The 25,508-nt window shown below is 60.2% G+C and carries 21 protein-coding genes and 1 pseudogene; 14 read left to right on the plus strand and 8 right to left on the minus strand.

Annotated features, from left to right (window positions below; translation table 11 throughout):
• Positions 1-327, plus strand: a 327-nt coding sequence (locus ACIQWO_RS26320) for an autotransporter domain-containing protein (RefSeq protein ID WP_402830542.1), incomplete at its 5' end; no start/stop codon positions are given.
• A 215-nt stretch (positions 328-542) separates the two neighbouring features.
• Here the strand turns inward: ACIQWO_RS26320 and ACIQWO_RS26325 are convergent.
• On the minus strand, positions 543-1,319 hold the full coding sequence (locus tag ACIQWO_RS26325; protein ID WP_402830545.1) for a L,D-transpeptidase: 777 nt from the start codon (positions 1,317-1,319) through the stop codon (positions 543-545).
• Positions 1,320-1,486: 167 nt separating this feature from the next.
• On the opposite strand from ACIQWO_RS26325, the gene ACIQWO_RS26330 reads away from it, so the two are divergent.
• On the plus strand, positions 1,487-2,242 hold the full coding sequence (locus tag ACIQWO_RS26330) for a M15 family metallopeptidase (RefSeq protein WP_402830547.1): 756 nt from the start codon (positions 1,487-1,489) through the stop codon (positions 2,240-2,242).
• A 333-nt stretch (positions 2,243-2,575) separates the two neighbouring features.
• Here ACIQWO_RS26330 and ACIQWO_RS26335 read toward each other — a convergent pair.
• From ACIQWO_RS26335 to ACIQWO_RS26365, 7 genes and pseudogenes are all read right to left on the minus strand, one after another.
• Positions 2,576-3,042: pseudogene (locus ACIQWO_RS26335) on the minus strand (transposase); the annotation flags it as partial.
• Positions 3,043-3,120: 78 nt separating this feature from the next.
• Complete coding sequence (tssA, locus tag ACIQWO_RS26340; protein ID WP_402830549.1) at positions 3,121-4,185, minus strand: type VI secretion system protein TssA; 1,065 nt, start codon at positions 4,183-4,185, stop codon at positions 3,121-3,123.
• Positions 4,182-5,225 carry a type VI secretion system baseplate subunit TssG gene (gene tssG / locus ACIQWO_RS26345; RefSeq protein WP_402830551.1) on the minus strand — a complete coding sequence of 348 codons (1,044 nt, stop codon included), beginning with the start codon at positions 5,223-5,225 and terminating at the stop codon, positions 4,182-4,184. Before tssG ends, tssA begins: the two co-directional genes overlap by 4 nt.
• A 2-nt stretch (positions 5,226-5,227) precedes the next feature.
• A complete protein-coding gene (gene tssF, locus ACIQWO_RS26350; RefSeq protein WP_402830553.1) occupies positions 5,228-7,108 on the minus strand; it encodes a type VI secretion system baseplate subunit TssF in 1,881 nt (626 codons plus the stop codon).
• A gap of 4 nt (positions 7,109-7,112) precedes the next feature.
• Positions 7,113-7,634 (minus strand): type VI secretion system baseplate subunit TssE, encoded by a 522-nt coding sequence (tssE, locus tag ACIQWO_RS26355; RefSeq protein ID WP_402830556.1) that lies wholly within the window; start codon positions 7,632-7,634, stop codon positions 7,113-7,115.
• Positions 7,627-8,463 (minus strand): type VI secretion system accessory protein TagJ, encoded by an 837-nt coding sequence (locus ACIQWO_RS26360; protein ID WP_402830558.1) that lies wholly within the window; start codon positions 8,461-8,463, stop codon positions 7,627-7,629. Before ACIQWO_RS26360 ends, tssE begins: the two co-directional genes overlap by 8 nt.
• Positions 8,453-9,061, minus strand: a complete 609-nt coding sequence (locus ACIQWO_RS26365; protein WP_402830561.1) for a TagK domain-containing protein — start codon at positions 9,059-9,061, stop codon at positions 8,453-8,455. The genes ACIQWO_RS26360 and ACIQWO_RS26365 overlap by 11 nt, the downstream gene beginning before the upstream one ends.
• Before the next feature lie 337 nt (positions 9,062-9,398).
• Here ACIQWO_RS26365 and tssH point away from each other — a divergent pair, with 337 nt between their 5' ends.
• The 12 genes from tssH to tssL all read left to right on the plus strand — a co-directional run bounded on the left by tssH (position 9,399) and on the right by tssL (position 25,497).
• A complete protein-coding gene (gene tssH / locus ACIQWO_RS26370; RefSeq protein ID WP_402830564.1) occupies positions 9,399-12,104 on the plus strand; it encodes a type VI secretion system ATPase TssH in 2,706 nt (901 codons plus the stop codon).
• Between the two features lie 39 nt (positions 12,105-12,143).
• Positions 12,144-12,671, plus strand: coding sequence for a type VI secretion system contractile sheath small subunit (gene tssB / locus ACIQWO_RS26375; RefSeq protein ID WP_402830567.1), 528 nt, complete (start codon positions 12,144-12,146; stop codon positions 12,669-12,671).
• A 50-nt stretch (positions 12,672-12,721) separates the two neighbouring features.
• A complete protein-coding gene (gene tssC / locus ACIQWO_RS26380; protein WP_402830570.1) occupies positions 12,722-14,218 on the plus strand; it encodes a type VI secretion system contractile sheath large subunit in 1,497 nt (498 codons plus the stop codon).
• Positions 14,219-14,345: 127 nt separating this feature from the next.
• On the plus strand, positions 14,346-14,828 hold the full coding sequence (locus ACIQWO_RS26385) for an Hcp family type VI secretion system effector (protein WP_402830572.1): 483 nt from the start codon (positions 14,346-14,348) through the stop codon (positions 14,826-14,828).
• Between the two features lie 58 nt (positions 14,829-14,886).
• Entirely contained in the window at positions 14,887-15,489 is a 603-nt protein-coding gene (locus ACIQWO_RS26390; RefSeq protein WP_402830575.1) for a T6SS effector amidase Tae4 family protein, read from the plus strand.
• Between the two features lie 11 nt (positions 15,490-15,500).
• Entirely contained in the window at positions 15,501-18,107 is a 2,607-nt protein-coding gene (locus ACIQWO_RS26395; RefSeq protein WP_402830578.1) for a type VI secretion system Vgr family protein, read from the plus strand.
• Positions 18,108-18,151: 44 nt separating this feature from the next.
• Positions 18,152-20,404, plus strand: coding sequence for a DUF3274 domain-containing protein (locus ACIQWO_RS26400; RefSeq protein ID WP_402830580.1), 2,253 nt, complete (start codon positions 18,152-18,154; stop codon positions 20,402-20,404).
• A 9-nt stretch (positions 20,405-20,413) separates the two neighbouring features.
• Positions 20,414-21,985 (plus strand): hypothetical protein, encoded by a 1,572-nt coding sequence (locus ACIQWO_RS26405; protein WP_402830583.1) that lies wholly within the window; start codon positions 20,414-20,416, stop codon positions 21,983-21,985.
• A 42-nt stretch (positions 21,986-22,027) separates the two neighbouring features.
• On the plus strand, positions 22,028-22,303 hold the full coding sequence (locus tag ACIQWO_RS26410) for a PAAR domain-containing protein (protein ID WP_402830585.1): 276 nt from the start codon (positions 22,028-22,030) through the stop codon (positions 22,301-22,303).
• 2 nt (positions 22,304-22,305) lie between these two features.
• Complete coding sequence (tssJ, locus tag ACIQWO_RS26415) at positions 22,306-22,905, plus strand: type VI secretion system lipoprotein TssJ (protein WP_402830587.1); 600 nt, start codon at positions 22,306-22,308, stop codon at positions 22,903-22,905.
• A 4-nt stretch (positions 22,906-22,909) separates the two neighbouring features.
• Positions 22,910-24,253: a type VI secretion system baseplate subunit TssK gene (gene tssK, locus ACIQWO_RS26420; RefSeq protein WP_402830589.1), complete on the plus strand. Its 1,344-nt coding sequence runs from the start codon at positions 22,910-22,912 to the stop codon at positions 24,251-24,253.
• Entirely contained in the window at positions 24,250-25,497 is a 1,248-nt protein-coding gene (gene tssL, locus ACIQWO_RS26425; RefSeq protein WP_402830592.1) for a type VI secretion system protein TssL, long form, read from the plus strand. The genes tssK and tssL overlap by 4 nt, the downstream gene beginning before the upstream one ends.
• Positions 25,498-25,508 lie beyond the last annotated feature (11 nt).

Raw genomic sequence — 25,508 nt, forward strand, 5'->3', positions numbered from 1 at the left:
AGCTGGGATCAGCGCAAGAGTAACGCGACGACCGCTCATCTGGGGCTTGATGCCAATTGGGCACTGAGCGACGCCGTGAGCCTGCTGGGTCGCACCACATTAGCCCACCGCTTTGAAAACCGCGATGCTGACGTATCGGGGCAAGTCATCGGGCTGTCGGGGTTCAATTTCGAGAGTCCGCGCCTGAAGCAGACCTGGTTCCAACTGGGTGCGGGGGTCGAAGCTGCCATCACCAAGCAAAGCAAGCTGTACGTCATGCTCAACGGCTCCACGCAGGGCCAGGCCCCCACCTATTGGGGCACGGCCAACTTCCGATATCTGTTTTAACGGGGGAGTCTTGCGCGCTGATGACCCGACGCGGTGGCGCGAGTCGTGAGTGAATGAGGGGCGGCCGGGATTCGCAAAAATCCGCCACATCTGTTGGGTCAAGCTGCGGTGCCTGCCGCTGCAAGTCAGGCATAGAGGTGGTGCAGCTTGTTAGGGCGGGTTCTATCGGGAGCGAAGTTGTCGGAATGACAATTCTTCGTACTTACAAAAGCCACCTACTTTGCCGGGAGATTCGGCCATCCCAGATGGTACCGTACCTTGTCGTACTGGCTACGGGGCATCTGCACAAGCAGCGGCGACTTCGCGGGATCGAGCCACTCGATCAACTGCTGTATATGCTTCTTGGGCATGGCGGTGCATCCAGCCGTACCCTGGCCGGCTCCGCGCCAGACATGCAGGAAGATACACGAGCCGCCGCCGGGCCTGGTCGGATGGGAGTTATGATCGACGTAGACGCCCCAATGATAGAGCTCATCACCACGCAGCATCTGTTCGGAACTGCTCCAGTCTGGCTCGCTGATGTGTTGGCGGTCGACGATACGGTTGTAGTACCGCGACTTCACGTCGTCCACGCATTCTATCGACGAAGTCAGGCGCAGATATGGCATACGTGAACCAGCTGGCAGCTGGGCTTCATACCCGAATGCCGTTCCCAGCGAAAACACGCCCGCCGGTGCTTTACCATCACCTTCTTGCTTGACTGGATCACCGATATCTGCGCCTAACTGTTCGGCGGTGATCAAGCCGCTTCCCCAGGCAAGCCCGGTTTTCCCGACCACGATGGGAAATGGCGGCGCGACCGCTGCCCACTTGTCGCGTGGCTCGCCGCGCTCAAACCGTTGCAGCGTGCCGCTCAGGCTGTTCCAGTCGGCAGTGGTAATCACCACCAGTTGGCGAGCGCCATCCAATGTGTCGTGCGCGCGCGCCGGCAGAGAGCGGAGTAGCCCGGCCGCACAGATGATTAGCAACGAAATGCGAAGCAACTGGCTCATAGAGCATGTCCTGGAAAACCCTGCCAAGGGAAGCGTGGCAGAGACATTGATGTGGATGATGAAACGAACTCGACAGGAATAGCCTGTTGGGCCGCTGAAGATTCAGCACATAGGCGCTGAGCAGATTGCTATGCTTACGTCGACCCCAACGCTCTTTAGGAGAACACATGAAGCAATTATATGCTCTGCTTGCCATCATTTCAGCAGTTTGCTCGGCGAAAAATCTCTGGGCTGATGATCATCGGCCCAAAGATTTTGTGAATCTAAACGCGATTGCGCCAGAGATTCAGCACGATTTACGGTATTTTTATGACCATAACTTCGTCGGCCGAAGGATTGATGGTTATAACGCCCCGGTTTGTCTGCTGACAGGGCAGGCTGCGCAAGCGCTCAAGTCAGTTGAAGATCATTTATTGCCAATGGGGCTTACGCTAAAAGTCTACGACTGTTACCGACCACAGAGTGCGGTAGACGATTTTGCAAGGTGGGCAAAGAATCTCCATAGCATGAAAATGCGCACAGAGTTCTATCCGGAAGTCAAAAAAGACCAACTTTTTAATGATGGCTATATCGCTTACCGGTCGGGGCACAGCCGTGGTAGTACCGTGGACCTGACGATTGTGCCCGCAGGTAGCAAAATTCCCACGTATGACCCGAAACGCAGGCAAATCAATTGCACTTCACCAGCGACGCAACGAGCGCCAGACAACAGCTTGGACTTCGGGACTGGTTTTGATTGTTTTAGCCCATTGTCACATCCCGATTCGCAAGACGTTTCTCCGCAGCAAAGGGCCAATCGGCTGCTATTGCAAAGTCTGATGGTGCAGGCTGGTTTTAAGCCACTGGATACTGAATGGTGGCACTTCACCCTTGAGAAGGAACCTTACCCAGATATTTATTTCAATTTTCCCGTTGAAGATTGAGCGCACGTGAAAATTTTCTGATGGCGACGGAAGGCAACGGCAGCACGCATTTTACCCAATGCCCCGACGTGTGCATAGGTCCGCCAACTGGCACGGGAAAAATGTTTCACACACAACTCTATCGCTAATCCATATTATCGATAGTCGTGTTTTTATGTAGAAACTGCCATTTTTGAAAAAACGTCACACCTGAACGACGCGCCCTCGTCATCTCGTTGCCTATAATCTCTGAATGTCGAACACCCCCAATGCCACCGCAATTTCCCGACTCCGGATCGCTGAGCGTGCTGCGTGCCTGGTACGCTGGGGGTGGCTCGCGCGAGGCGATCGAACGCTATTGGCCGCAGGCACCTCCGCTTCCAGGCGAGGCTCCTGCTGCGCTCTTCTGGAGGGCTCACGCTTGCGTCACGCATAGTAGCCGCTCACCGATACGCCCAGCACACGGCACATCGGCGGTACCGGATAGTCACGTCGCAATTGGTCAATCACACCGTACTTCACCGCGACTCCTTCGCGAAGTACGTTGCGAACTTTTTTAGCAGGTCGCGCTCCATCCTGAGTTCGGCCGCTTCGCGCTTGAGCGGCGCGAGTTCGGCCTCCATTTCCGTGAGCGGCTCTTGGTGAGTCCCCACATCCGTGAGCTTGCCGGCCTTCGCCGAGCGCACCCAGCTCACCAGTGTTTTCATCGGAATCGACAGGCGTCGGGCCGCCTCCGATACACCCACACCCGGTGTCAATGCCAGCTTGACCGCTTCCTCACGAAGCTCCTTCGTATAGACCGCCTTGGGAATTCGATTCATGCATACCTCCGTTTCTCGATTTTACGAAACGTTGGCATCCACTTTTTCCGTCCGTCCTCAGGTAACCCCACCGGCAGCTCATGCGGACTCCTGCGCCCAGCGCTCGACGAGATCTGCCGGGATCGCCTGGAACACCTCGGCGAATGGTTTGCCGACGAGATGTTCGGCTTGCTGAAGCAGTAGTGGAACCGGGCTGCTGGGTTCATGGTGCTCAAACCATTCACGAGCGGCGCGGATCTGCATCAGAGCAGCATGGCGGTCAGTTGGCATTTCGTCGCAGTTTCCTGCCGGTTCGGGCTGGGTAGAGATCCGAGTAGTCGCAGATGCCAGTGTCGACAAAGTGGTAGCCGCCGCAGAGCTGTTATCAGCAGTGGCAACGGGCTCACCCACTGGCCATGCCAGATCGGGGTTGCCGACCAGTTGCAGCAGTCGAGTGAGTGGCGCCAAGTCTGGCGCATCGCTTTGAAGGCTGTTCTCGCACCAGCGTTGTATTGACCGCGCCAGCGCGCACGCCTCGTCCATGACTACGATTTGAGGCATACCCTGACTGCGACAAGCCTCCAACTGCTGGCGCACCGAATCCGCGGCCAGCGCATCGGCCGGTCGAGGCACGGCCAGCGCGCGTTCGATGTCGCGAATCTGTAGACGCATCGCGTTGTTGCCGCCGACGGTAATTTCGCGCACATCCGCAAGCAACCCCAGCGGGTCGGTGAGTGCCGCCAACGCGTTGGCGCGCAAGGCAGGGTCTGGCTCTCCGTCTACTTCTAGCTGCGGGTGAAGCTGCCCAGCAAAGCTCATCAGCAAGGCATGCAGCAACGCCAAGCCATCGCGCAGCCCCTCAGCCTGTTCCATTCGCGTACGGCAGCGCAGGAAGAGGGTCAGCAGCCGGATGTCCTTGGTGCGCAGCAGCAGTCTCCGGCAGTCGCGTTCCAGATCCGTCCAATTCAGTGGCTCGACCGGAGCGACAAAATCTCCGTACTGCGCGGACTCGCGCGGAGCGGCTTTAGCCTGGAGCACGACAAACTCCGGATCGTATTCCAGATCATCGCCACAGGGCTTCGCTGGCTCAACCGGCAAAGCCAGATCAGCAAAGCGGATCGTTGGCGCGGCCTCGAGAGGTGGCTTTTTTGTCTTGGTTTTCATGCTCGTGTGACATAGTGTTCGGGCGTGAACAGCATGCCCGTGATCGGCCGGTCGGGGTTAGGCTCTCCGAGCCACGTAGACCAGCCTAATCGTTCTTCAGTACCAAGCACCGCAGTTGGTGCTGACTGCGGCCGCACCTGCAACTCCACTTCCCATTCGAACTCGAAGCCAACAAAGGCGCGGACCCACTCGACCAAAGCCGGCAGATCGCGTCCATTGGGGGTGAAGTGCAGGTAGTCCTGCAGATCAAGCGGGCCAATCACCAGGCGGAACTTGTGCTGGCGGTCCGGCACCATCTCCCCAAGCATCGCCCCCTGCCCCATCACCCCTGATGCGCCTGGGCGTCCAAGATGACTCTGCTCGGCCGGATCGATAGCAATCCAGTGCAGCACATACTCGTCCAGCCGAACCGGCACTCCGAAGTAATGGGCCAGGCTCGCGGCGATGCCATCGGGATTGCGCGCTTCACGCACCTGATGAGCGCTGGCGGCCAGCCGCGCATGCGACGGCAGCGGGCTCGCGCTGATTTCGTCGGCGTCGTTGCCAGCCAGCCAGCCGATATAACGGGAGAACACCTCATCGCCTGACCGGTCCAGCCCGGCGGCTGCCTGCGAACGGCTCCATGCCTGGTAGAACTGCGTGTGCGCGCGATGATGAAAGACGTCCAGAAAGTCCGCGGTGGTGCTGTCCCGATGCGATTCGGTGCGCTCGCGAACCATCTCCGTCAGGTGGATGGGCAGTGCCCCATTTGGCCCGAGCATGCCCAAGCCAAACAACTGGACCTTGAGCCCTTCTGGCCGTTGCTGCAGTTGCGCGATTTCCCGCGGCGCGAAGGTCAACGCGGCTTGCTGCCCCAGGCGGAACGGCTCGTCGTGCGGCCTGGTAGCTTGCCCAATGGGGGGCAGGTCCGGGCGGCATGCAGCCAGATGGCGAAGCAGCCCTAAAAAGGTCAGCTTCCATGGCGCAAGCCCGGCGAAGGTGCCGGCACTGGCAGGAGTGGCCAGAGGCGGCGGCGCGTTGTCGTCGATGCCATTGAACATGGCTATACGGCGCTGCGGCCACCCATGCACGGGGGCCAACGATGGATGAGTCCGCGCTGCATCGAGTGCAACTCCGTTTCGGTGAAGACGTTGACGGACACATGCCGAGCGAGAAAGTGCTCCAGAATCACGCCAAACAGATAGGGACTGATACCGGAAAATCCCGCCTCATCGACCGTCAACTGGCACTGGATGCCCCGCCCATAGATCAACGGCCCGTTCCCGGGCAACCGCCGCATGATAGGCTTGACGTTGGAACCAATCAGGCTTTGCACCTCACTCTGGTGCGCTCGGTCCTCGCTGGCAACAAAGAGACGCAGCATATCGCGCAGGCCCTGGCCTCCGGTGCGGTGCTCCAGGTCCACCAGGGACAGGTAATTGAACCCCAGCAGCCGGATCAGCCGCCAGGCGGTTTCGCCATGAGCGTACGGCGGGCGTGGCGCTGAAGGTGCCCGGATGAGTCCAACGCCATCCACCGGGATGGAGGCGGCGGACGTTAGATCGCTATAGCCATTGCGCGGCACCAGATTGGGCAGATCCCGGTTGGTAACCAGCGACTCGACAGACAGATAACGCAGGCTGTCCGGATACGGCGCTTCGTTTTGGTCTACAAGGGAAACAAAGAGTTCGGTACCGACATAGGCCGTGCGGGTCCCATATTTGCGGGCATGCTCGGAGATGAGGCGCCGCTCCCGGCGCAGGGAGTAGTAGCGTCCGTGATTGCCCTCGTCACTGTTTAGCGTGGCGAACAGCGGCCGGAATTCGAGCGCAGCACTGCGCTCGGAGACATGCCCCGAGAGCCGCCTGACTGCGTATATCTCGTAGTCAAGCGGGTGCTGGCGATCGGCCAGCAGGTGGAACTCCGAGCGTCCCGGCATGATCTCGATGCGGTCCGTGCGCTTCGGGAACAGGTTGACCACCGGCGTGCAGAAGAGTGCGAACTGGTGCCGGTCCACCTGGCTGACGAGCTTATCAGGGGATTTGGACAGGAGGACAACGATCTCGGCTTCCTTGCCCTCAATCCTGCGCAACCCGGGTGACAGTCCATTCAGGCCAAAGAAATAGAATCGCTGAGGGCACGCAAAATACTCGTGGAGCAGGTTATGGCCGTGAAAGTTGTTCCAAGCGCGCGGCAGAGCGCCTTCGCCTGGCCCCATCCCGACATAGCTCACCGCGTTCTGTGTAACGGCATGGAGGCGCTCGCCCATGCATCCCGGTACACCGACCAGCGTCGTCACGCCGGCGCAATGCAGCAACTCGAACAGATGGGAAGCAATCTGTTCGTCGCCGCACAGATAGACCGGTAGATGATCGAGATCCGGCAACTGCTCAAAAGTGATGTCACGGTTGGCACGCAGTCGCAAGCGCAGCGCACCCTGCACAGTGACGTGAGCGGGCACGTAGCGTTCCAGCCCCTGGATATCTGGCGGAATGCCCGTGAGACGGACTTCCGTGATTTCGATCGGCCAGAGTGTCAGGGATTGTGTGGTTCGGAATTGACACTCCGTTTCCTCTCCTGGCGCCAGCGCTGCGGTAAGCTCGGAGCCGCGGGCAAGCTCGACGCCACGGGCGAAATCCCCTTCCGACTGGCTCGGATGAAACTGCGCCACGGCAATTGACGGAGTGGGTGCCACGTAGTTGGGATAGACGACCTCAAGAAGTCGCTGCGTGAAGCGTGGGAACTCCGCATCGAGCTTGATCTGTGTACGTGCCGACAGAAAGCAGAAGGCTTCGATCAGGCGCTCGACGTAGGGATCGGCGACCTCGATGCCATGCATACCCAGGCGTTTGGCAACCTTCGGGTGCTGTCTGGCAAATTCCCCGGCCAACTCGCGCATGTAGACGAGTTCACGGTTGTAGTAGTCAAGCAGTTGCGGGTCCATGGCGTCAGTTGGCGCGGATCGATTGCACGCTCATTCGACTGGTTTCCAGATCGAGTGAGCTCTGGGCTGTGAAGGCCATCGGATAGGGGTCCATGTGGATGAGCCCCTTGATCTCGAACACGAGCGTGTTGTAGCGCTTCGGCGCATCCTCCTGGAGCAGAGGCTTGACCTCGAGCGAGCCGGGGATGAGGCGTGGTTCAAAGTCCACGATGGCGCGCCGCACAATGGCGACGATGTCATTCCATTTGTGTGCGGACAGGTAGCTCCCCGCAACGGCCGGTACACCGTAATTGATCGTGGAGCGCGTCGCAGCCGGATAGCGAGTGCGGTCGATCTCGTCTTCGCGGTTGGTGGTATTCAGCAAGTAGGTGAGGTCGCGCTGGATGATTTCGCGCATCTGGGCGCGGGTCACCGTGTATGCGCTGGCGTCCTCGGTTTGCTGCTGTGGTGCATCGTCGCGCAGCCGATCAAAGAGTGTCGGCAGCAACTGGGTATTCGGGCGCCGGGGCGTGCGGTGCTCAGCCATGGCACGCTTCCAGCGTCAGCGACAGCACGTCCAGCAATCCGACATCACCGGCATCGGTCATCCATGTCTTCTGGCCTAGCCCAATGACACCCGTCTCGCCGATCTCGGTCCAGGTGGTTTCGCGTGCCAGCCGGCAGGCGTCACTGCTCTGTTCGGAGCCGGGGTAGCGCACTGGCATGAAGCCGCGGGCGGTCATGCCATCGATCAGTGTCGCCGTGGCTGGGCGCCAGATCAGGTCAAGCAGGTCCGCGGGTTGGGACATCTCCAGCTTGCGCAGTTGCGCGAAGGGTAACCAGGCATAACGGCCAGCCGAGACGATCTCGCAGGTGGGACCGAGGCGCGTGTCACTGTCCGTGATCCAGGAAAAGGTCGCTCCATCATGCGCATCGGAGGAAACCGGTACCTCCGACAATGCCAGATGCCGGCTGCGATCGGCCGCGTCAACATCTCCGACCGTGGTCTGGGCCAGCGCGACGTGCAGTCGCCCAACCCAGCCCGGCGTTGGCAGGAGCTCGCCGGGCTGACGCTCTCCTGTGAAGACGGCTTGACGAAACGCCTCTGTGCGGATCAGGTCGCGATAGACATGTGCGGTCTGTGCAAAGTCCGGCGCCAACTGGGTAGCCACCTGCAACTGCTTGAGGGCGCGTTGCCAGTCGCCCACCACGCACAACCATTGAAACAATTGCCACCGGGCATGGAAGGCACCCGGTTCCCGGCGCACTTGCGTCTCGACCACGGTCAGTGTCCCGGCGATCGAGCCAGTCCGCAGCAAGAGGGCTGCCAGGCTAGACGTTACCGGGCTGACTGGCAAACGAGTCTCAAGCGTCATGTTCGGATTCCTCCGATTGCGCTTGTGCTGGACGATAGGCGCTGTCCATCGAGATGAAGTGGTGCTCGCGCCGTGTAAGCGGTGCGGTAATGCCTGTTCGACGTCCTTGAACGATGTCACCTGCGAAAAGGTGCAAGACGTCCGGCGCTGGTTCATCCGCAAAAATTTCGTAACTATCAAGAGGTTCCAGTGGACCAATCAGGCCATCGATACGGGCAGGCCCGTCCAGCATGTCCAGCAGGCTTTCGTTTGCCGGGTGACCGGTTGGCGCTCGGAACGGGTCCTCGGACGTTTCGGTTTCCAGTTGAGGCTCAAGGGGGGGGGCTGCGACGTAGTGCGCCCCAACGTAGCGCTGGTTGCACAGAACCGCATTCGCCTCGCGTGTGAGTTCCTGCAGCACGTCCAACTCTTCGCCCGCGACCGCATCTTTTGACGTGGGGGGCAGCGTGCGACCACCTTGGCACAGTTCGGCAAAGGGATCGGCTGCATCCGGATGCAGGTGGTCAATTGCCGCACGAAACCATTTTTGGTCTTCATGAGGCGATAGCAGATCGTCGACCAGGTCCGTCTCCTCGGCGTGTGGTTTCGCGTCGGGCATTTCAGCTTTTCCCCCTCTTCTAATCAGATTTCGCGCTGATGATAATCGTAAGCAGCGATGCTGCGAAATCAAAGGCGTCGCACCCGGCATCAACCTTAGATCTGATAAAAAATCACTTCATATCACTTTAGGATTTATCTTATTGACACCTGTAAGTGTGCAGCAAGAATTTATAGATTCACACCTATTTTTATAGAAAATATTCGAAATATTGCGTGCGGCATTGGTATTTATGTTTTCGCTGCAGTTTAGAAATATCCTAAAAAAGGCGATTTGAATTCGCTGTCACCGGGCATGCGCAGCGGCCCATTCAGAACAAAGCGTAACAAGGCACCGAATGGATATCTCGCGTCAGGCGCTGTTTGGCCGGCTCAACCCCACCCTGTTCAAGGCGATCGAGAGTGCGACCGCCTTCTGCAAGCTGCGTGGCAATCCCTACGTGGAACTGGTGCATTGGCTGCATCAGTTGCTGCAGGCGCCCGATGGCGATCTACAACGGGTCTTGCGGCACACCAGTGTTGATCTCCAGACGCTGGAAGGTGACCTCACGCGTGCGCTGGCGGAGTTGCCCACGGGCGCGACGTCGATCAGCGATTTTTCCTTCCAGATCGAATCGGCGATCGAACGGGCCTGGGTCTACGCGACGCTGGCTTTCGCCAGCGATCGCGTGCGCGGGGCCTACCTGCTGACGGCGCTACTCAAAACGCCAGAGTTGCGCCGCACGGTGCTCAGCATCTCGAACCAGTTTGCCAAGTTGCGCGCGGATGACCTGGTCGATTCGATACCAGCCCTGGTCGCACAATCTCCCGAAAGCCAGGAAAGCGCTTATGACGGCAGTGGTTTGGCGCCGGCTGTCCCGGGGGAGGCCAGCTGCGCGATGGCGCCCTCAGGCTCGGGCAAAAGCGCCCTGAACCAATACTGCCGGGATATGACGGAGGAGGCCCGGGCCGGTCGTCTGGACCCTGTGATCGGGCGCGAGCACGAGATCCGCACGATGACAGACATCCTTTTGCGCCGTCGTCAGAACAATCCGCTGCTGACCGGTGACGCCGGGGTCGGCAAGACTGCCGTGATCGAAGGGCTAGCCCAGGCTATTGCTGCGGGCCGGATGCCGCCGAGCCTGAAGGACGTCCGTCTGCTGAGCCTCGACGTTGGTGCGCTGCTGGCGGGTGCCAGCATGAAGGGCGAGTTTGAGGCGCGCCTGAAGGGCGTACTCGAAGAAGCGGCGAAGTCTCCAAAGCCGGTGATCCTGTTCGTCGACGAGGTGCACACCCTTGTTGGGGCCGGGGGACAGGCGGGGACCGGCGATGCGGCTAATCTGCTGAAGCCGGCGCTGGCGCGTGGTGCGCTGCGCACCATCGGCGCGACCACGTGGAGCGAGTACAAGCGCCACATCGAGAAGGACCCAGCGCTCACCCGACGATTCCAGGTCCTGCAGGTAATGGAGCCTGAGGAAGCCAGCGCCGTAGCCATGCTGCGAGGGCTCGTCGCAACCTTTGAAACGCACCACAAGGTCTTGATTCTGGATGACGCCGTCCGGGCTGCCGTCAAGCTCTCGCATCGGTACATTCCCTCGCGGCAGCTCCCCGACAAGGCCATGAGTCTGCTCGACACGGCCTGTGCGCGTGTCGCACTGTCACTGTACACACCGCCTGCGGCCGTGGAAATACTGCGTCAGCGGCTGTCGGCGGCCAAAACTGAGGCGGATCTGCTGGCCAAGGAAGCTTGCTTCGGCAAGGCCGACCCATCCCGCATCGCCGAGGTGGACGGCACGATTCGGAAGATCGAGGCGGAACTCGCCCAGGCGGAGGCCCGCTGGCAGCAGGAAATCGGCTTGGCGAACGAGATTCTTGAACACCGCCAAACGATCACGGAGTCGGCCGGCGAAGCGCGGGCCGACTCGATCCGCGCGGCGCTGGACGATCTGGAGTCCTCACTACGGACGGCTCAACGTGAGACCCCGCTGGTCTATACCGAGGTGGATGAGGCTGTGGTGGCGGTGATTGTTGCAGACTGGACGGGTATTCCGGTGACGCGCATGGTGGCCGACGAGGTCGCGACGGTGATGGCGCTGCCCCAGACGCTGGGTGGACGGGTCATCGGTCAGGATCACGCCCTGGCACAACTGGGCGAGCGTATCCAGACGGCTCGTGCGCAGTTGACCGATCCGAACAAGCCGGTAGGCGCTTTCCTGTTGGTTGGGCCCTCTGGTGTGGGGAAGACCGAGACGGCACTCGCGCTCGCGGATGCACTCTATGGGGGCGAACAGAACCTCATCACCATCAATCTCTCCGAATTCCAGGAGTCGCACACCGTCTCAACCCTCAAGGGCGCGCCGCCGGGCTATGTCGGCTACGGCGAAGGTGGAGTGCTGACCGAGGCGGTGCGCCGTCGCCCCTACAGCGTGGTGTTGCTCGACGAGGTCGAGAAAGCCCACCCGGATGTCCACGAAGTCTTCTATCAGGTCTTCGACAAGGGCTATATGGAAGACGGTGAGGGTCGCTACATCGACTTCAAGAACACGATCCTGCTTCTTACCAGCAACGCGGGTTCGGATCTGCTAGCCAATCTTTGCGAAGATCCAGCGCTGATTCCGGAGTTGGGCGCGCTGCGCGATGCGATGCTACCTGAGTTACGCAAGGTGTTCCCTGCTGCCTTTCTCGGACGCCTCGTGGTGGTGCCTTACCTGCCGCTCGCACCGGAGAACCTCGGCCGTATCGTGCGTCTGCATCTGAATCGCGTGGTCACACGTATGCGGGAGCACCACGCCGTCGCCCTGATCTACAGTGACGCTGTGGTGTCGAACATCGTGCAGCGCTGCACGGTCGGCGAGACCGGCGCACGGCAGCTTATCAGCTTCATCGAGCAGATCATCCAGCCGCAATTGGCTGGGCTCTGGCTGTCCGCACTGGCGGACAAGCGCCCGTTGGCTACCATCGAGATTGGCGTTGCGGGCGATGAGGCTTCCGCGCTGACCTATCACGCCAAATACCGTGCCGGCCAGGCTGTGGGGCCGGAGTTTCCTGAAGCCAAATCGGCCTGATACCGTGCGGCACGTCCATCCAACCCGTTGGGGAGATCCATGTCCGTTGTGAATAGTTCGCAGAAATTCATCGCGCGCAACCGTGCGCCGCGTGTGCAGATCGAATACGACGTCGAAGTCTATGGCTCGGAGAAGCGCATCGAGCTGCCTTTCGTCATGGGCGTACTGGCGGACCTTTCGGGCAAGCCCGCTGAGCCGCTGCCGTCAGTGTCCGATCGCAAGTTCCTGGAAATCGACATCGACAATTTCGATGAGCGCATGAAGGCCATGAAGCCGCGCGTTGCCTTTGCTGTGTCCAACACGCTTACCGGCGAGGGCAAGTTGATGGTCGACATGACGTTCGAGAGCATCGAGGATTATTCGCCTGCCGCCGTCGCCGGCAAGGTCGATGCGCTCAAGCAACTGCTGGAAGCCAGAACTCAGCTCGCGAACTTACAGACCTACATGGACGGTAAATCCGGCGCGGAAGCCCTGATCAATCAGCTACTGCAGAACCCGGCGCTGCTGCAGGCGCTGGCCAAGGCGCCGAAGCCCCAGGCCGCTGACGGTGACAAGTCGTCGGCCTGATCCCGGCGCCACGACAGCTTACCTGTTCTAACCCATCGATCGAGACATCCATGGCTTCCGCCCAACAAGAGCAGCAACAGCAGGCCGTCGCGACGGCTGAACAATCCGACTTTGCGGCGCTTATTAACCGCGAATTCTCCCCGAAGACCGACCAGGCCCGCGAAGCGGTTGACCTGGCCGTCAAGACGCTCGCCGAGCAGGCCCTGGCGTCCAGCTTCACCATGAGCGACGATGCCTACAAGAGCATCGAAGCCATCATCGGCGCGATTGACAAGAAGCTCTCCGAGCAGATCAACTTGATCCTGCACCACGAGGATTTTCAGAAGCTCGAATCGGCCTGGCGTGGCCTTCATTACCTCGTCTCCAACACCGAGACCGACGAAAAGCTGCGCATCCGGGTGATGGACATCTCCAAGGAAGAGCTGCGCCGCACGATGCGCCGTTACAAGGGTGTCGGCTGGGATCAGAGTCCGTTCTTCAAGCGTGTGTATGAAGAGGAATACGGTCAACTGGGCGGGGAGCCCTATGGCTGCCTGGTGGCGGACTACTACTTCGACCATACGCCGCCTGACGTGGAACTGCTGGGGTCACTCGCAAAAATTGCAGCGGCCTCCCATGCGCCGTTTATCTCTGGCGCATCGCCGTCGGTCCTGCAGATGGATTCGTGGCAGGAACTGGCCAATCCGCGGGATCTCTCGAAGATCTTCCAGAACATGGAGTATGCACCGTGGAACAGCCTGCGCAACTCCGAAGACGCCCGCTACGTCGGCCTGGCCATGCCTCGCTTCCTGTCGCGTCTGCCGTACGGCATCAAGACCAATCCGGTCGACGAATTTGACTTCGAGGAAGAGACCGACGGCGCTGACCATCGCAAGTATGTGTGGAGCAACGCCGCCTATGCCATGGCGGTCAACATCAACCGCTCGTTCAAGCTGTACGGCTGGTGCACGCTGATCCGCGGGGTAGAGAGCGGTGGCGTGGTCGAGAACCTACCGTGCCACACCTTCCCGACCGATGACGGCGGTGTCGACATGAAGTGCCCGACCGAGATCGCGATCTCTGATCGCCGCGAGGCCGAGTTGTCGAAGAATGGCTTCATCTCGCTAGTGCACCGCAAGAACACCGACTATGCCGCCTTCATTGGTGCCCAGTCGCTGCAAAAACCCGCCGAGTACTACGACGCCGATGCGACGGCCAATGCCAACCTGTCGGCGCGCCTGCCGTACCTGTTCGCCTGCTCGCGCTTCGCGCACTACCTGAAGTGCATCGTGCGCGACAAGATCGGCGCGTTCAAGGAGCGTGAGGACATGCAGCGGTGGCTAAACGAATGGATCATGAACTACGTGGATGCCGATCCGGCCAACTCCTCACAGGATACCAAGGCCCGTCGTCCGCTGGCGGCAGCCGAGGTCGTCGTCGAGGAGATCGAAGGCAACCCGGGCTTTTACAGCGCGAAGTTCTTCCTGCGTCCGCACTTCCAGCTCGAAGGCCTGACGGTGTCGCTGCGCCTGGTCGCGCGCCTGCCGTCGGTCAAGGACACGGCCTGATCGGCTCTGGATTCGCCGGGTGTACCGAATCCCACAGACGCTGCGGCAAGGGCTTGTACCGGCAGGTCTCGCGCGGCAGCGCCTGTGGTTTTGTTTGCAGTACCTCTCGCCGTGAAGGAGCTTTGCAATGGCACAGGACATTTTCCTGAAGATCAATGGTATTGATGGCGAGTCGCACGATAACTCGCACAAGAATGAGATTGAAGTGCTGAACTGGGGCTGGGCTATCTCGCAACAGTCCAGCATGCATTCGGGCAGCGGTGGCGGTGCTGGCAAGGCGACCGTGTCCGATCTGTCCTTCGAGCACTATATCGACCGCGCTTCGCCCAACCTGATGAAGTACTGCCTGACTGGCAAGCACATCGATCAGGCGGTGCTGGTGATGCGCAAGGCCGGTGGCAACCCGCTGGAATACGAGAAGATCACCATGACCGATGTGATCGTCACCATGGTCGGCCCGCGAGGCAGCGCCAGCGCCGAGCGCGCGACCGAGACCGTCGCACTGTCGTTTTCCAAGGTCCGGCAGGAGTATGTCGTGCAGAACGCCCAAGGCGGCAGCGGTGGTGCCGTGACAGCCAGCTACGACATCAAGGGCAATAAGGAAGACTGATCTTCGTGGTCGGCGAGGCCGGAGTTCAATTTCCGGCCTTGTTCACACTTGACAGCACATGGCTATTCACTTGTCATTCAATGATCTTTGGGCGGCATATCCTCAGCCAGATCATGGTAATGGTGCCGATGCGCGTCTATCTCGGCTATCCCTGTTCCGGCAGATTGGTTGGGAGGGCCGAGTGGATTTGCCGGCCTTTGAAAACACTTGTGCGGTTCGCATGAGCATTGCTTTGATAGCCTGTGGTGTCAATGTCGATGGAAATGATCTTATCCTCGCGGGGCAGTATAAAGGTGCCAAGGTGGAGACAAATCGCCTACGCCTGTCTGAACGGCTCAAAGGTGCATCGTATCTAGGAGCGCCGCGGGCTATTAGCGCCTTTTCGTCAGGTGCCCATATCGAGATTCACTGGAACGAACGTGGGATTGTATCGTTCGACCATATGATCCACTACGACGGTGGTCATATAGATCTCATGCGTAATGGTGATTTGCCGTTCGCCTATGCATCGGGGGATATCAGCAGAATATGGCGAGCGCCCATCCGCAGCGTCCATTTGACGAATAGCTCGCTGGACTATGACCACATCGAGTATGCCGATATGAGGGACACCATGTTCTGGTTTCGCTCGCGAGTCGTCTATTTCTGGCCGTTACCATAGGAGGCAACGGCATGAGCACATTGAGTTCATTGGTGAATCTCGCCACGGGAGGTCGCCGCACGGTGACCGTATCCAGTACCGCGATTCCCGAGTTGCTCGGACAGCCGCAATTGGAATTCGTGCGCATGTCGGGGCGGGAAGCTCTGAGCGAACTGTTTGGCTATCAGGTCGAACTGCGCGCCATATCCGCGGCGGCCGAACAGTTCATGGCCGAATCGGATCTGGATGGCGTCATCGGACAGGAGATGACCATCACGATCCAGCTCGATGGTATGGGGACAGGCTTGCTCGGAGGCGTTGGCGCCGGGCATCGGGAAATCACCGGGGTCATCTCGGATATCGAACAGGTGGGAGGAATATCAGACAACCGCCTGTACCGCTTCACACTGCGGCCATGGTTGTGGCTGGGCACGCAGACCTCGGACTTCAAGGCTTTTCAGAACAAAACGGTCATCGAGATTCTGGATGATGTCTTTGCGGATTATCCGTTCTCGGTCGAGAAGCGTCTGGACATCACGGCCTTCCCGAAGCTGATCTGGGAAGTGCAACTCGGCGAGACTGATGCCAATTTTATTCAGCGCCTCACCGAAGAGTGGGGCATCACGTATTTCTTTGAGCACGATGGCGGGCATCACCGGCTCGTTCTGGTATCGGAATCGGGAGCGTGGCGCAAGTTTCCGAGCGAGGCATATCACACGCTACCCATCTACCCGTCTGGCTTCAAGGTTGACCGGGAGCACCTCGTACGGTTCGATCCGCTGCGTCGCCTGCGCACGGGAAAGGTCATTCTCAAGAACTATGATCCGCGCAAGCCTCGGGGCGATCTGACCGCAAGCAATAGCCAGCCGCGCGCCACGAGCTTTTCGGATCTCGATCGCTTCGAGTATCAGCCGGGTGAATACGTCACGCGGGAAGTCGGCGAGTTTCGCGCACGCATCCGGATGGAGGAGCGACGCGCGGAAGGCTGCCGTGTCCGTGGGGTTGGCGCGCTACGTGGCGTCGCGGCAGGCAACACCTACCAGATTGCCAACCACGACAACCCCGCGATGAACCGGGAGTTCCTGGTTGTGAGCGCGAACCTGGACCTCGAGGATGTCGGCGGAGAAGCAGGCAGTGCGCAGCGCTTTGCCTGTCGTGTCGCATTCGAAGCCCACTCCACCGACGAAGTGTTCCGGCCACCGCTAACGGTACCCAAGCCACGCGTATCGGGCCTGCAGCGCGCGGTCGTCACCGGGCCGAAGAACCAGGAAATTTGGTGTAACGATCACGGGTGTGTGAAGGCCCAGTTTGAATGGGATCGTTACGGCCAGTGTGACGAAAATTCGTCGCCGTGGATTCGTGTCGTCAATGGCTGGTCGGGTGATCAGTTTGGCACCATGCACGTCCCCCGCATCGGACAGGAAGTGATTGTGGCCTTCCTCCACGGCGATCCGGATTGCCCATTCATCATTGGCCGAGCGCCGAACCAGCTTAATGAGCCGCCTTGGTCCCTGCCGGGCCAGCACGCTATATCAGGCATTGCCAGCAAGGAAATCGCGGGGCAGCGGCGTAATCACCTGCTGATGGACGACACGCAGGGTCAGATCCAGGCACAGTTGTCGTCAGACCACCAAACGTCGCAGCTCAATCTGGGGTACCTGACCGGCGTGCCCGGCCAACCTGGGCGCAAGGACAAACGGGGCGAGGGGTTCGATCTGCGCACCGATGGACACGGCGCCGTGCGGGGCGGCAAGGGGCTTTTCTTGACGGCGGAAGGCCAGGCTGCAGCCGTAGGCGGTCATCTGTCGCGTGATGAGTTCGTCCGCTGCATGGAAGCAGCACTGGAGGCGGCCAAGTCTCTGGGCGACTACAGCAAGCAGCACGAAGGGTTGGCCGTGGATACGGATCCTCAGGCCGCGCTTGCCAAGGGCATCAAGGAATGGGATGCCGGCGCGAACGATCACAAGAACGCACCAGGCCAAGGTGGTCAGCCGGTGATCGGGGCGTATGCCCCGGCGGGCATGGCCATTGCCACACCCAAGATGCTGACCAGCTATGCTGGAAAGCATATCGATACGATCGCCAAGCTGAACCAGCAGTTGACGGCGGGTCAGCAGGTCATCGTCAACGCTGGGCAGGGCATTAGCAGTTTTGCGCATAGCGGCGACATCCGCACGCTTGCGCACCGGGGCAATGTTCTGACGCAGGCGCAGGCGGGCAGCGTTACGACCAACGCACTGACGGACATCACGCTGACGGCCACTAACGGCACGATCCTGGTGAATGGCAAGACCTCGATTACGCTGATGAGCGGCAACGCCGGTATCCGGATTGCAAATGGCTGTGTCGATGTGTTCGGGCCGACACGCGTACATCTCCATACGGGGAACTTTGATGTGCCTGTGTCCGGCAGTATCGGTGACGCATTACCGAAATTTGAATCTGGTGATCTCGGTAGCAAGTTCCGACTGATCAGTCCACTTGACAACAAACCTGTGGCGGATGTGCCGTATCGCATCGTCAAGGCAGATGGCAGTGTCACGAAAGGCATTAGTAATGCCCAGGGCGAAACGATACTTCACGAAGCCGAAATAACCGACGCGCTTTCGATTACGTTTGAACATACCCCTCGGAAGTGAGCGAGGCGTTCCGGATGAAACAGAACTCCAGGAGTCACAGCTAAATGACCGATACCATGCTGCATGGTGCTTGCGCCGAGGCGCTGACACTCCCTGGCAATCAGACGCTGTGCGTGGACCACCGTGTGCCGCTGCCGGGCGTGATTATCTTTGTGCACGGGGTGAACTCGAACGGCGAATGGTTCACGGATGCCGAGGCCGGACTGTGCAAGGGACTCAATGACCGTCTCCAGCGCAATGCCGACCAGGTGTTCCGGGCCAAAGGCGTCCAGTTGCAGCCTGCAACCTATCTGGATGAGCTTACCAAGGACGGTTTCATTCGTGACGACCTGAAGGCTGAGAGTTTCATTCAGGCTCCCGGCAACAGTCCGGTCATTCACTTCCGTTGGGGGTACAAGGCGCACAAGGATGAGGTCGCCGCAGTTGGGGGCACTGTGCTGCTTGACGAGGCCGATGCGTGGGGCGGTGGCCCGTTTGCCAACGGATGCTCCGCACTGCCTGACATGTTCAGCAACGGCGTGGATGCCGGGCTTTTTCTGGGGCTGGGCGTGCAGCACATGACCGCCAGTGACCGCCTGATTTACAGTTGCCCGGCCCGTCACTACCAAGCCTTTGCGGCGTGGCGGCTGGCGAAGCTGGTAGCACGCGTCCGCGAGATGCACCGCGGCATATACACGGGCATGGACTGTCCGGTTACGGTGGTGTGCCACAGTCAGGGGAACATGATCGGCCTGGGGTCGGCGTTCTTTGGGAATCACGATAGCTTGGGCGGTCTAGGTGTAGCCGATACCTATGTCTTGGCGAACGCGCCCTACAGCCTGCGCAAGAATATTGCCGACAATTTCTCGCAGTACAAATGGACCGCTCTACAAGGACGCGTTACCCATGAGGCCCGCGTCAAAACGCTGAGCAACTTCTTCGACATCGTTCGCAACTTCCAGCCCAAGCACTACAGCGACGATTCGGTCAATCAAGGGTCCCGTAACTCGGCCCCCCAGAACGGAGACAAGCCGCGCACCGCAGAAGACGACCGGAAAGACCACGATACGCGCGGGCGGGTGTTCCTCTACTGCAATCCGCACGACCGGGTGATTTCGGTGGCGACCGTGCAGGGCTTCGGCTGGCTGGGGATGAGTCAGGAGGACGTGAACGAAACCAAGGCCACTGGCGTCCTCTATCAGCGCGTGTGGGCGCAGACCAAGCCTGACAACCCGCTCAAGGTCGGTTCGGGCACGGACAACTACGATTACTGGGAGCGCACCATCGGTGCGAACTGGGGCACAAGCCAGTTTTGGGAGCCTCGCGCGGACCGGTTGCGCATCCAGCTTAAGGAAATCTGGGGCGATGAGCGCAAGAGTCTGTCGGGAAAAGTGCTGGCAACCGGTGCCGGGTTTGTGTTTCAACTGCTGCTCTGGGCCGGAGACGGCAAGGGGCTTGCCGATGCCAACGCCCACCCCGCAGCGCGCTGGGCTGTGCCGGTCAACGCACCCAAGGTGCCGGGCGGCGGCATCGAGCCGAGAGCGCTGTACCTGCCGCGCGGCAATGGGCAGGCGCAGCCCGGCGAAGTGATGAGCAGCGATGGTGTACGCGTCAGTGGCCCAATCAACCGGCACCACGAATCGTCCAGCGACGGCCTGAATCGCAGCCGAACGGGCATGGATGGTAACGACCCCTATGCACAGCAGCGCAGCAGCGGGCGAGGCGAGGCGACCAGCGAAGCCGCCATGCGCTACGACCAGAATGCAGGCGTACGCCATGAGGTGCGGCGAGTTCTCTATAGTGACGATGGCAAACCCAAGTCGGGTAGTTCATTCTCGGAGGACGACATTCGCAAGATGGATGCCGAGCATCACATCGAACTGGCAAACACTGAGTTCGGCAAGTTCGAGCAGGAAACGCGCATGGGGCTGCTGGCCAAGGGCGTTGATATGCAGACCACGAACCACTCCACGATTCTGGCTAACCCGGCACACAGCGAGCATGTTTTGGCCTATGACGTAGACGTGGGGATGTGCTTCTTTGATGAGAAGCAACTGAACCAGTTGCGACGCATGGCGGATTGGCGATGGTGCAAGCCCCTAGACGGGGACTGGATGCCAGACGGAAAGCAGCCCGAAGATGATAAGGAATTTGGGTACTACCAGACTGCGGTGTTTGAAAACACTGTGCTGGCGAAGAACGAAAGATTTGATCCCGAACAGGATGCGCTGAAACGGCTGAAGATCGATGGAACGCGCAACGCCTCACCGCTACAGGCCAGCAACGGGACGGGCATCATTGGCCCGCGCGTCGCCTGAGCGCTACCGATGCGCCGCCCTCATCGTTTTGTTGCCAATTCTTGGGCAGCCGCTGGGATACTGGCCGCTGCCTGCCTGTTGCTGACCGCATGTCAGTCCGGAGTTTCTATGACTTCTGATTACATTCGCAAGCCGGTGGCCTGGCCCCGGATGAAAAAATCTGTCGCTGCGGACGATGCCGCCAGGAGCCCTGCTGCCGTGATACTGGGGGTGCAGTGGCTGAATCCGCTGATGCGGCGCAGTTATCCGACCCAATGGAATCTGCTGTGGGCGCAGGGGCTGGCGCAGCCCAATGCCAACGACAAGGAAGCGGCTCGATTCAAGTTGGGGGACGTGGTGGGTTCGCTTGTCGGGGGGGGCCTGAAGCCAGGGGAGACACCTGCGGATTACCCGTGGGCGCACTTTGACAAGCGTGCCTGGATCATGACGGACCTGCTGGATCGACCCCTTAGTACGTTCACGTCCTACGCGGTGGACCCAAACTACTTCTACTCCATCCGCATGGGCACCGACCGCCCGGACTACATGGATGCGCGGGTGTTCGCAGGCATGTCGCAAGAATGGATCGGCACCCCAACTTACATTAGCGAGAATCAAGACGGCAGCAACGGTAGCGTCCTGAGAGCGCAGGAAGCTCTAGGAGTTCCTGCGCCAAGTGTCCTTGCTTATGATGCGGTCCATGCGGAAAGTCGTATGCGTGACTACTGGGTGACGCTTCATAAGGACCGGGATGGGGAAACCGTGCGGGGTGCGCCCGCTCTCGATTCCATGATTATCGGTGAGCGCACCCTGACGCTCAATGCAGCGCGCCGTCTGGTTTTCAATCAGTTGGCGTTGTCAGCGGACTGCAAGAGCCTCACGTTCAATCCCACGGGCAAGCTGCCAAACGTCACGGTGATGGCTGGCGTCGAGAACGTTGGCTTCTATTCGCTACGGGCGGCGCTGCAATACCTCGCTGAGAATTCGACGCACCTGGTATGGGTGTGGAACATGGACGCGCCCAACTATCCACGAGGCCAGCAGACCAACGAAAACTCTGCGATCCTGATTCTTGGCCACCCGAGTGCCGATTGGGGGTACGCGCCGCTAGCGGCCATCTACGCGCCGCAGCAGCATGAGGGCGGCATCCATGCGAGTTCGGCGCCTCCCGGTGGCGCATGGAACGACATGTTCCGAGCGGTATCAGCACAAGCCCTACAGGGCAGCCCGGTCGAGCGTCTCTATCACGACGTACCGCCGCAAGCGCCGGACATCGTTGCCAAGACCAAAGATATGCGCCAAGCGCTGCATCAGCAATGGCCGGACCTCGACCAGATCGGCGGGGTGTACAGTGTGGCCGAACACATGGACGGGTCAGCCGGTGCCGCCAGCTTTGCTGTCAACGCGGCCTTCGCCGCCGCTTACGCCAACCAGAGTGGAAAGAGTGCTGTCGTGACCAGCCTGGCCGATCCGACGGACGCCTGGGCGGTACTGATTGGCCCGCCGCCGGGCTGGCATCCAAGCCCACCCGTCACGACGTGGGACCGGGCGCGCGGCGAAAGCCGGGCCTACTGGCCATGGTTTGGTGCCAGGCAGTCGTAACCCGTATGTCAACCACAAATTTCCCTGCATACTGGAGTTCACATGTCTGCTGACATCATTACCGTAGGTGATACGACCACCCACGGCGGTGTCGTGATCACGGGATCGCCAACCAGCAAAATCCGCGGCAAGGCCATCGCCCGACTGGGTGACCTGGTCAATTGCCCGCAATGCTACCCCGATGGCCGGCCCCATGGCATCAACCGCATCATTCAGGTGGCGGGGCGATATAAGGTTGGCGGCATTCCCGGTGCCTGTGCGGGGGATGTGACCGAGTGTGGTTGCGAGCTGGTTGGTAGCCAACCTGCCCGAGCATGAAGATGACTGCACTGACCGTCGCGTCCAGACGGGTTGACGCGATTGCTACCGCCATGACATTACGGCTTCGCTGCCTGCAACGTTCTGAAATGGTCATCCGCGAACTCTCCTGGCTGCTATCAGCGTCAGCGGTAGCTTTCGCGCTTGCCGGATGCTCGACGACGCCCGCGCAGCCTGAACAGATGAAGCTGGATCTCGTGGTGCAGGCAAAGGATACGATCAACCCTGACGACAAGGGGCGTCCAGCTCCCGTGCTGGTTCGCGTCTATGAGCTCAAGACGCCAGGCGCCTTCGAGCAGGCCGACTATGCCACGCTGGAGTCGTCGGACAAAACTCTCCTGACTCAGGATTTGCTGGTGCGCGATGAATTTGTGTTGCGTCCCGGCGAGTTTCACGACATTGAGCGCAAGCTCAATGGCGACACACGGGCCATTGGCCTCCTCGTGGGCTACCGAGAACTCGGCAAGGCAACGTGGCGCAGCGTCTACAAATTGCCGCCGGCGCCAGAAGCGGCGTGGTACCGCGCTGCCATTCCTGCGCGCAAGGTCAAGCTACGCGTCTTGCTGGACCAGCAGACGATGAACATTTCCAAACCTGACTGATTCTATGAGCTGGTATAACAAGATCGTCTGGAGCGAAGGGCTTTTCCTGCGCCCGCAACTCTTTCAGCAGCAGGAGCGCTACCTCGAGCATTACGCGCACAAGCGCACCGCTGCGCTCAGTCCGTTCTTCTGGGGCTTCCACCAGTTCGCCATCGACACGGAAGCCCTAGCCCTCGGCAAGCTGGTAGTGTCCGGCGTTGCTGGCATCTTCCAGGACGGCACGCCTTTCGAGGCGCCGGCCAACACGATGCTGCCGGCACCGCTCGCCTTGCGCCACGAACATTTGAATCAGACCATCTATCTGGCGGTTCCGATCCGTACGCCCAATACCGAAGAAACCAGCTTCGAGGACACAACAGACTCGCTTGCGCGATATCGCGCATTCGAGCAGGAATTGCTGGATGCCAACTCGATCGGCCAGGGGCCAAAGCTGGTGCAACTGGCAGACCTGCGCCTGCGATTGCTGCCAGAGAGAGAACTTTCGAAGTCCTGGATGGGTCTGCCCCTGGCCAAGGTCGCCGAGATCCGCGCCGACGGCAGCGCGAGGCTGGAGGCCGGGTTGATTCCCCCGGTCAACGTCTATACCGCTAGCGGCTTGCTTCACACGTGGCTCACCGAGATACACGGACTACTACGCCTGCGTGCGACGGCGATGGCAGAGCGCCTGTCGGCAGCAGCGTCGCGTGGCGGCGATGCTGCCGAAATCTCTGAGTACCTCATTCTGCAACTGCTGAATCGGTACGATCCGGTGCTCACGCATCTGCTGGAAACCAAGGCCGCATCGCCAGAGTTCCTTTACCTGCAACTGGCTGCGCTGTCTGGTGAGCTGTCGACATTCGTGCGCACGGAGACGCGCCGCCCCAAGGAGCATGATGCCTACCGGCACGATGCACCGCACCTGTGTATCAAGCCGCTGATTGACGACCTGCGCTTCCTGCTTAACGTTGTGCTGGAGCGTGCCGCGCAACAGATCGCGCTGCGCCAGGAGGCGCACGATATCCAGCTGGCAGTCCTGGACCCGAACGAATTCAAGCGGTTCAAGACCTTTGTGCTGGCCGTCTTCGCACAGGTTCCCCAAGATTTGCTCCAGCAGCAGTTCCCTGCGCAGACCAAGGTCGGGCCTTCCGAGCGGCTGGGCAACCTGATTCGCTCTCACTTGCCAGGTATCCCGCTGCAAGCTTTGGCGGTGCCGCCGCGGCAGATTCCCTTCAACGCAGGGTTCCTCTATTTCGAGATCTCGCAGGAACACCCGCTGTGGGAACAGGTGTCGCGTTACGGTGGTCTGGCGTTGCACGTGGCAGGCCAGTTCCCTGAATTGAGGATGGAACTATGGGGAGTGCGGGGATGAGTCAGCCCACGTCATCCGAGGCGTCGACCGTGAATTCGGAGACACCATCCGCAATCCCGGGTACAGCTACCTCGCGAAACAGGGAGCGCAAGCCGGTCGAGCAACGCGCCGGGAATGCTGCTCGTAGCGCCAATCCGCTATTGACGGCAGCCAGACCGCTGTTGCGTGCGCTGGCCGACATGCCTCAGTCGCTTCGGCCCGATCAGGCGACGCATCTCAAGGCATTGCTGGTGGAGGAGCTCTGCGATTTCCAGGCGGTATGCGAACGCGCCAATATCCGGCGCGAGCATATCCTGGCTGCGCGCTACAGTCTGTGTACCGCGCTGGACGAAGCGGCCCAAAGCACGCCATGGGGGCTGCACACGTGGTCTGCCAACAGCCTGCTGATTCAACTGCACGGGGAGAACGAAGGCGGCGAGAAAGTGTTCCACCTTCTGGGCCGGCTGGTTGACAGCCCGGCGGAGCACATCGACGTCATTCAGCTGATTTACTACCTGCTGTCGCTGGGATTCTGGGGGCGCTATCGCAACCGGACGGATGGTGAGAGACAGCACTATGCAATACGGCAGCGCCTTCACAAACTGATTCGCCAGCAGCGCGGCCCCGTCCCCAGAGTGCTGTCGCCACACCTGGAGCCCGTGGAGCCGGGCCGATTCCGCATGCTGCGCTCGATTCCGGTATGGGTCACGGCCGTCGTGCTGTGCCTGACAGCGTTCGGGATTTTCGCCTGGTACAAGTATCAGCTTCTGGTACGCGCCCACGACCTGGAGCAGCAAATCCGGGCCATCGGCAACATCACGCCGCCTCCACCGCCCAAGACATTGCGCCTGGCCGAGTTGCTCAAGGATGAAATTGCGCGTGGCGTTGTCAGTGTGCAGGAGGATGCCAGGCAAAGCGATGTGACCCTCCGCGGCGACGACATGTTTGGCGGCGGACGAGCCGAAGTGAATGCGAAGGTTCTGCCGGTGCTCGACAAGGTGGCCGGCGAAATCGGGAAGGTCACCGGCAAGGTCACGGTGATCGGCCATAGCGACAATATTCCTATCCGGTCTGCGAAGTACCCATCGAACCAGGCACTCTCGGAAGAACGGGCAGCAACGGTCAGCGAATACCTGGCGACCAAGGGCGTGGCCAAGGGACGTCTGGAAGCGATTGGCAAAGGAGACGCCGAGCCGCTTGCGGATAACAAAACGGCGGATGGCCGGGCGAAGAATCGCCGGGTCGAGATCATCGTCACGCAGTAACTGGAAGCGAG

Origin of the sequence: Pandoraea sp. NPDC090278 (genome assembly GCF_044772185.1) — a bacterium.
In the GTDB taxonomy this organism is placed as follows: Bacteria; Pseudomonadota; Gammaproteobacteria; order Burkholderiales; family Burkholderiaceae; genus Pandoraea.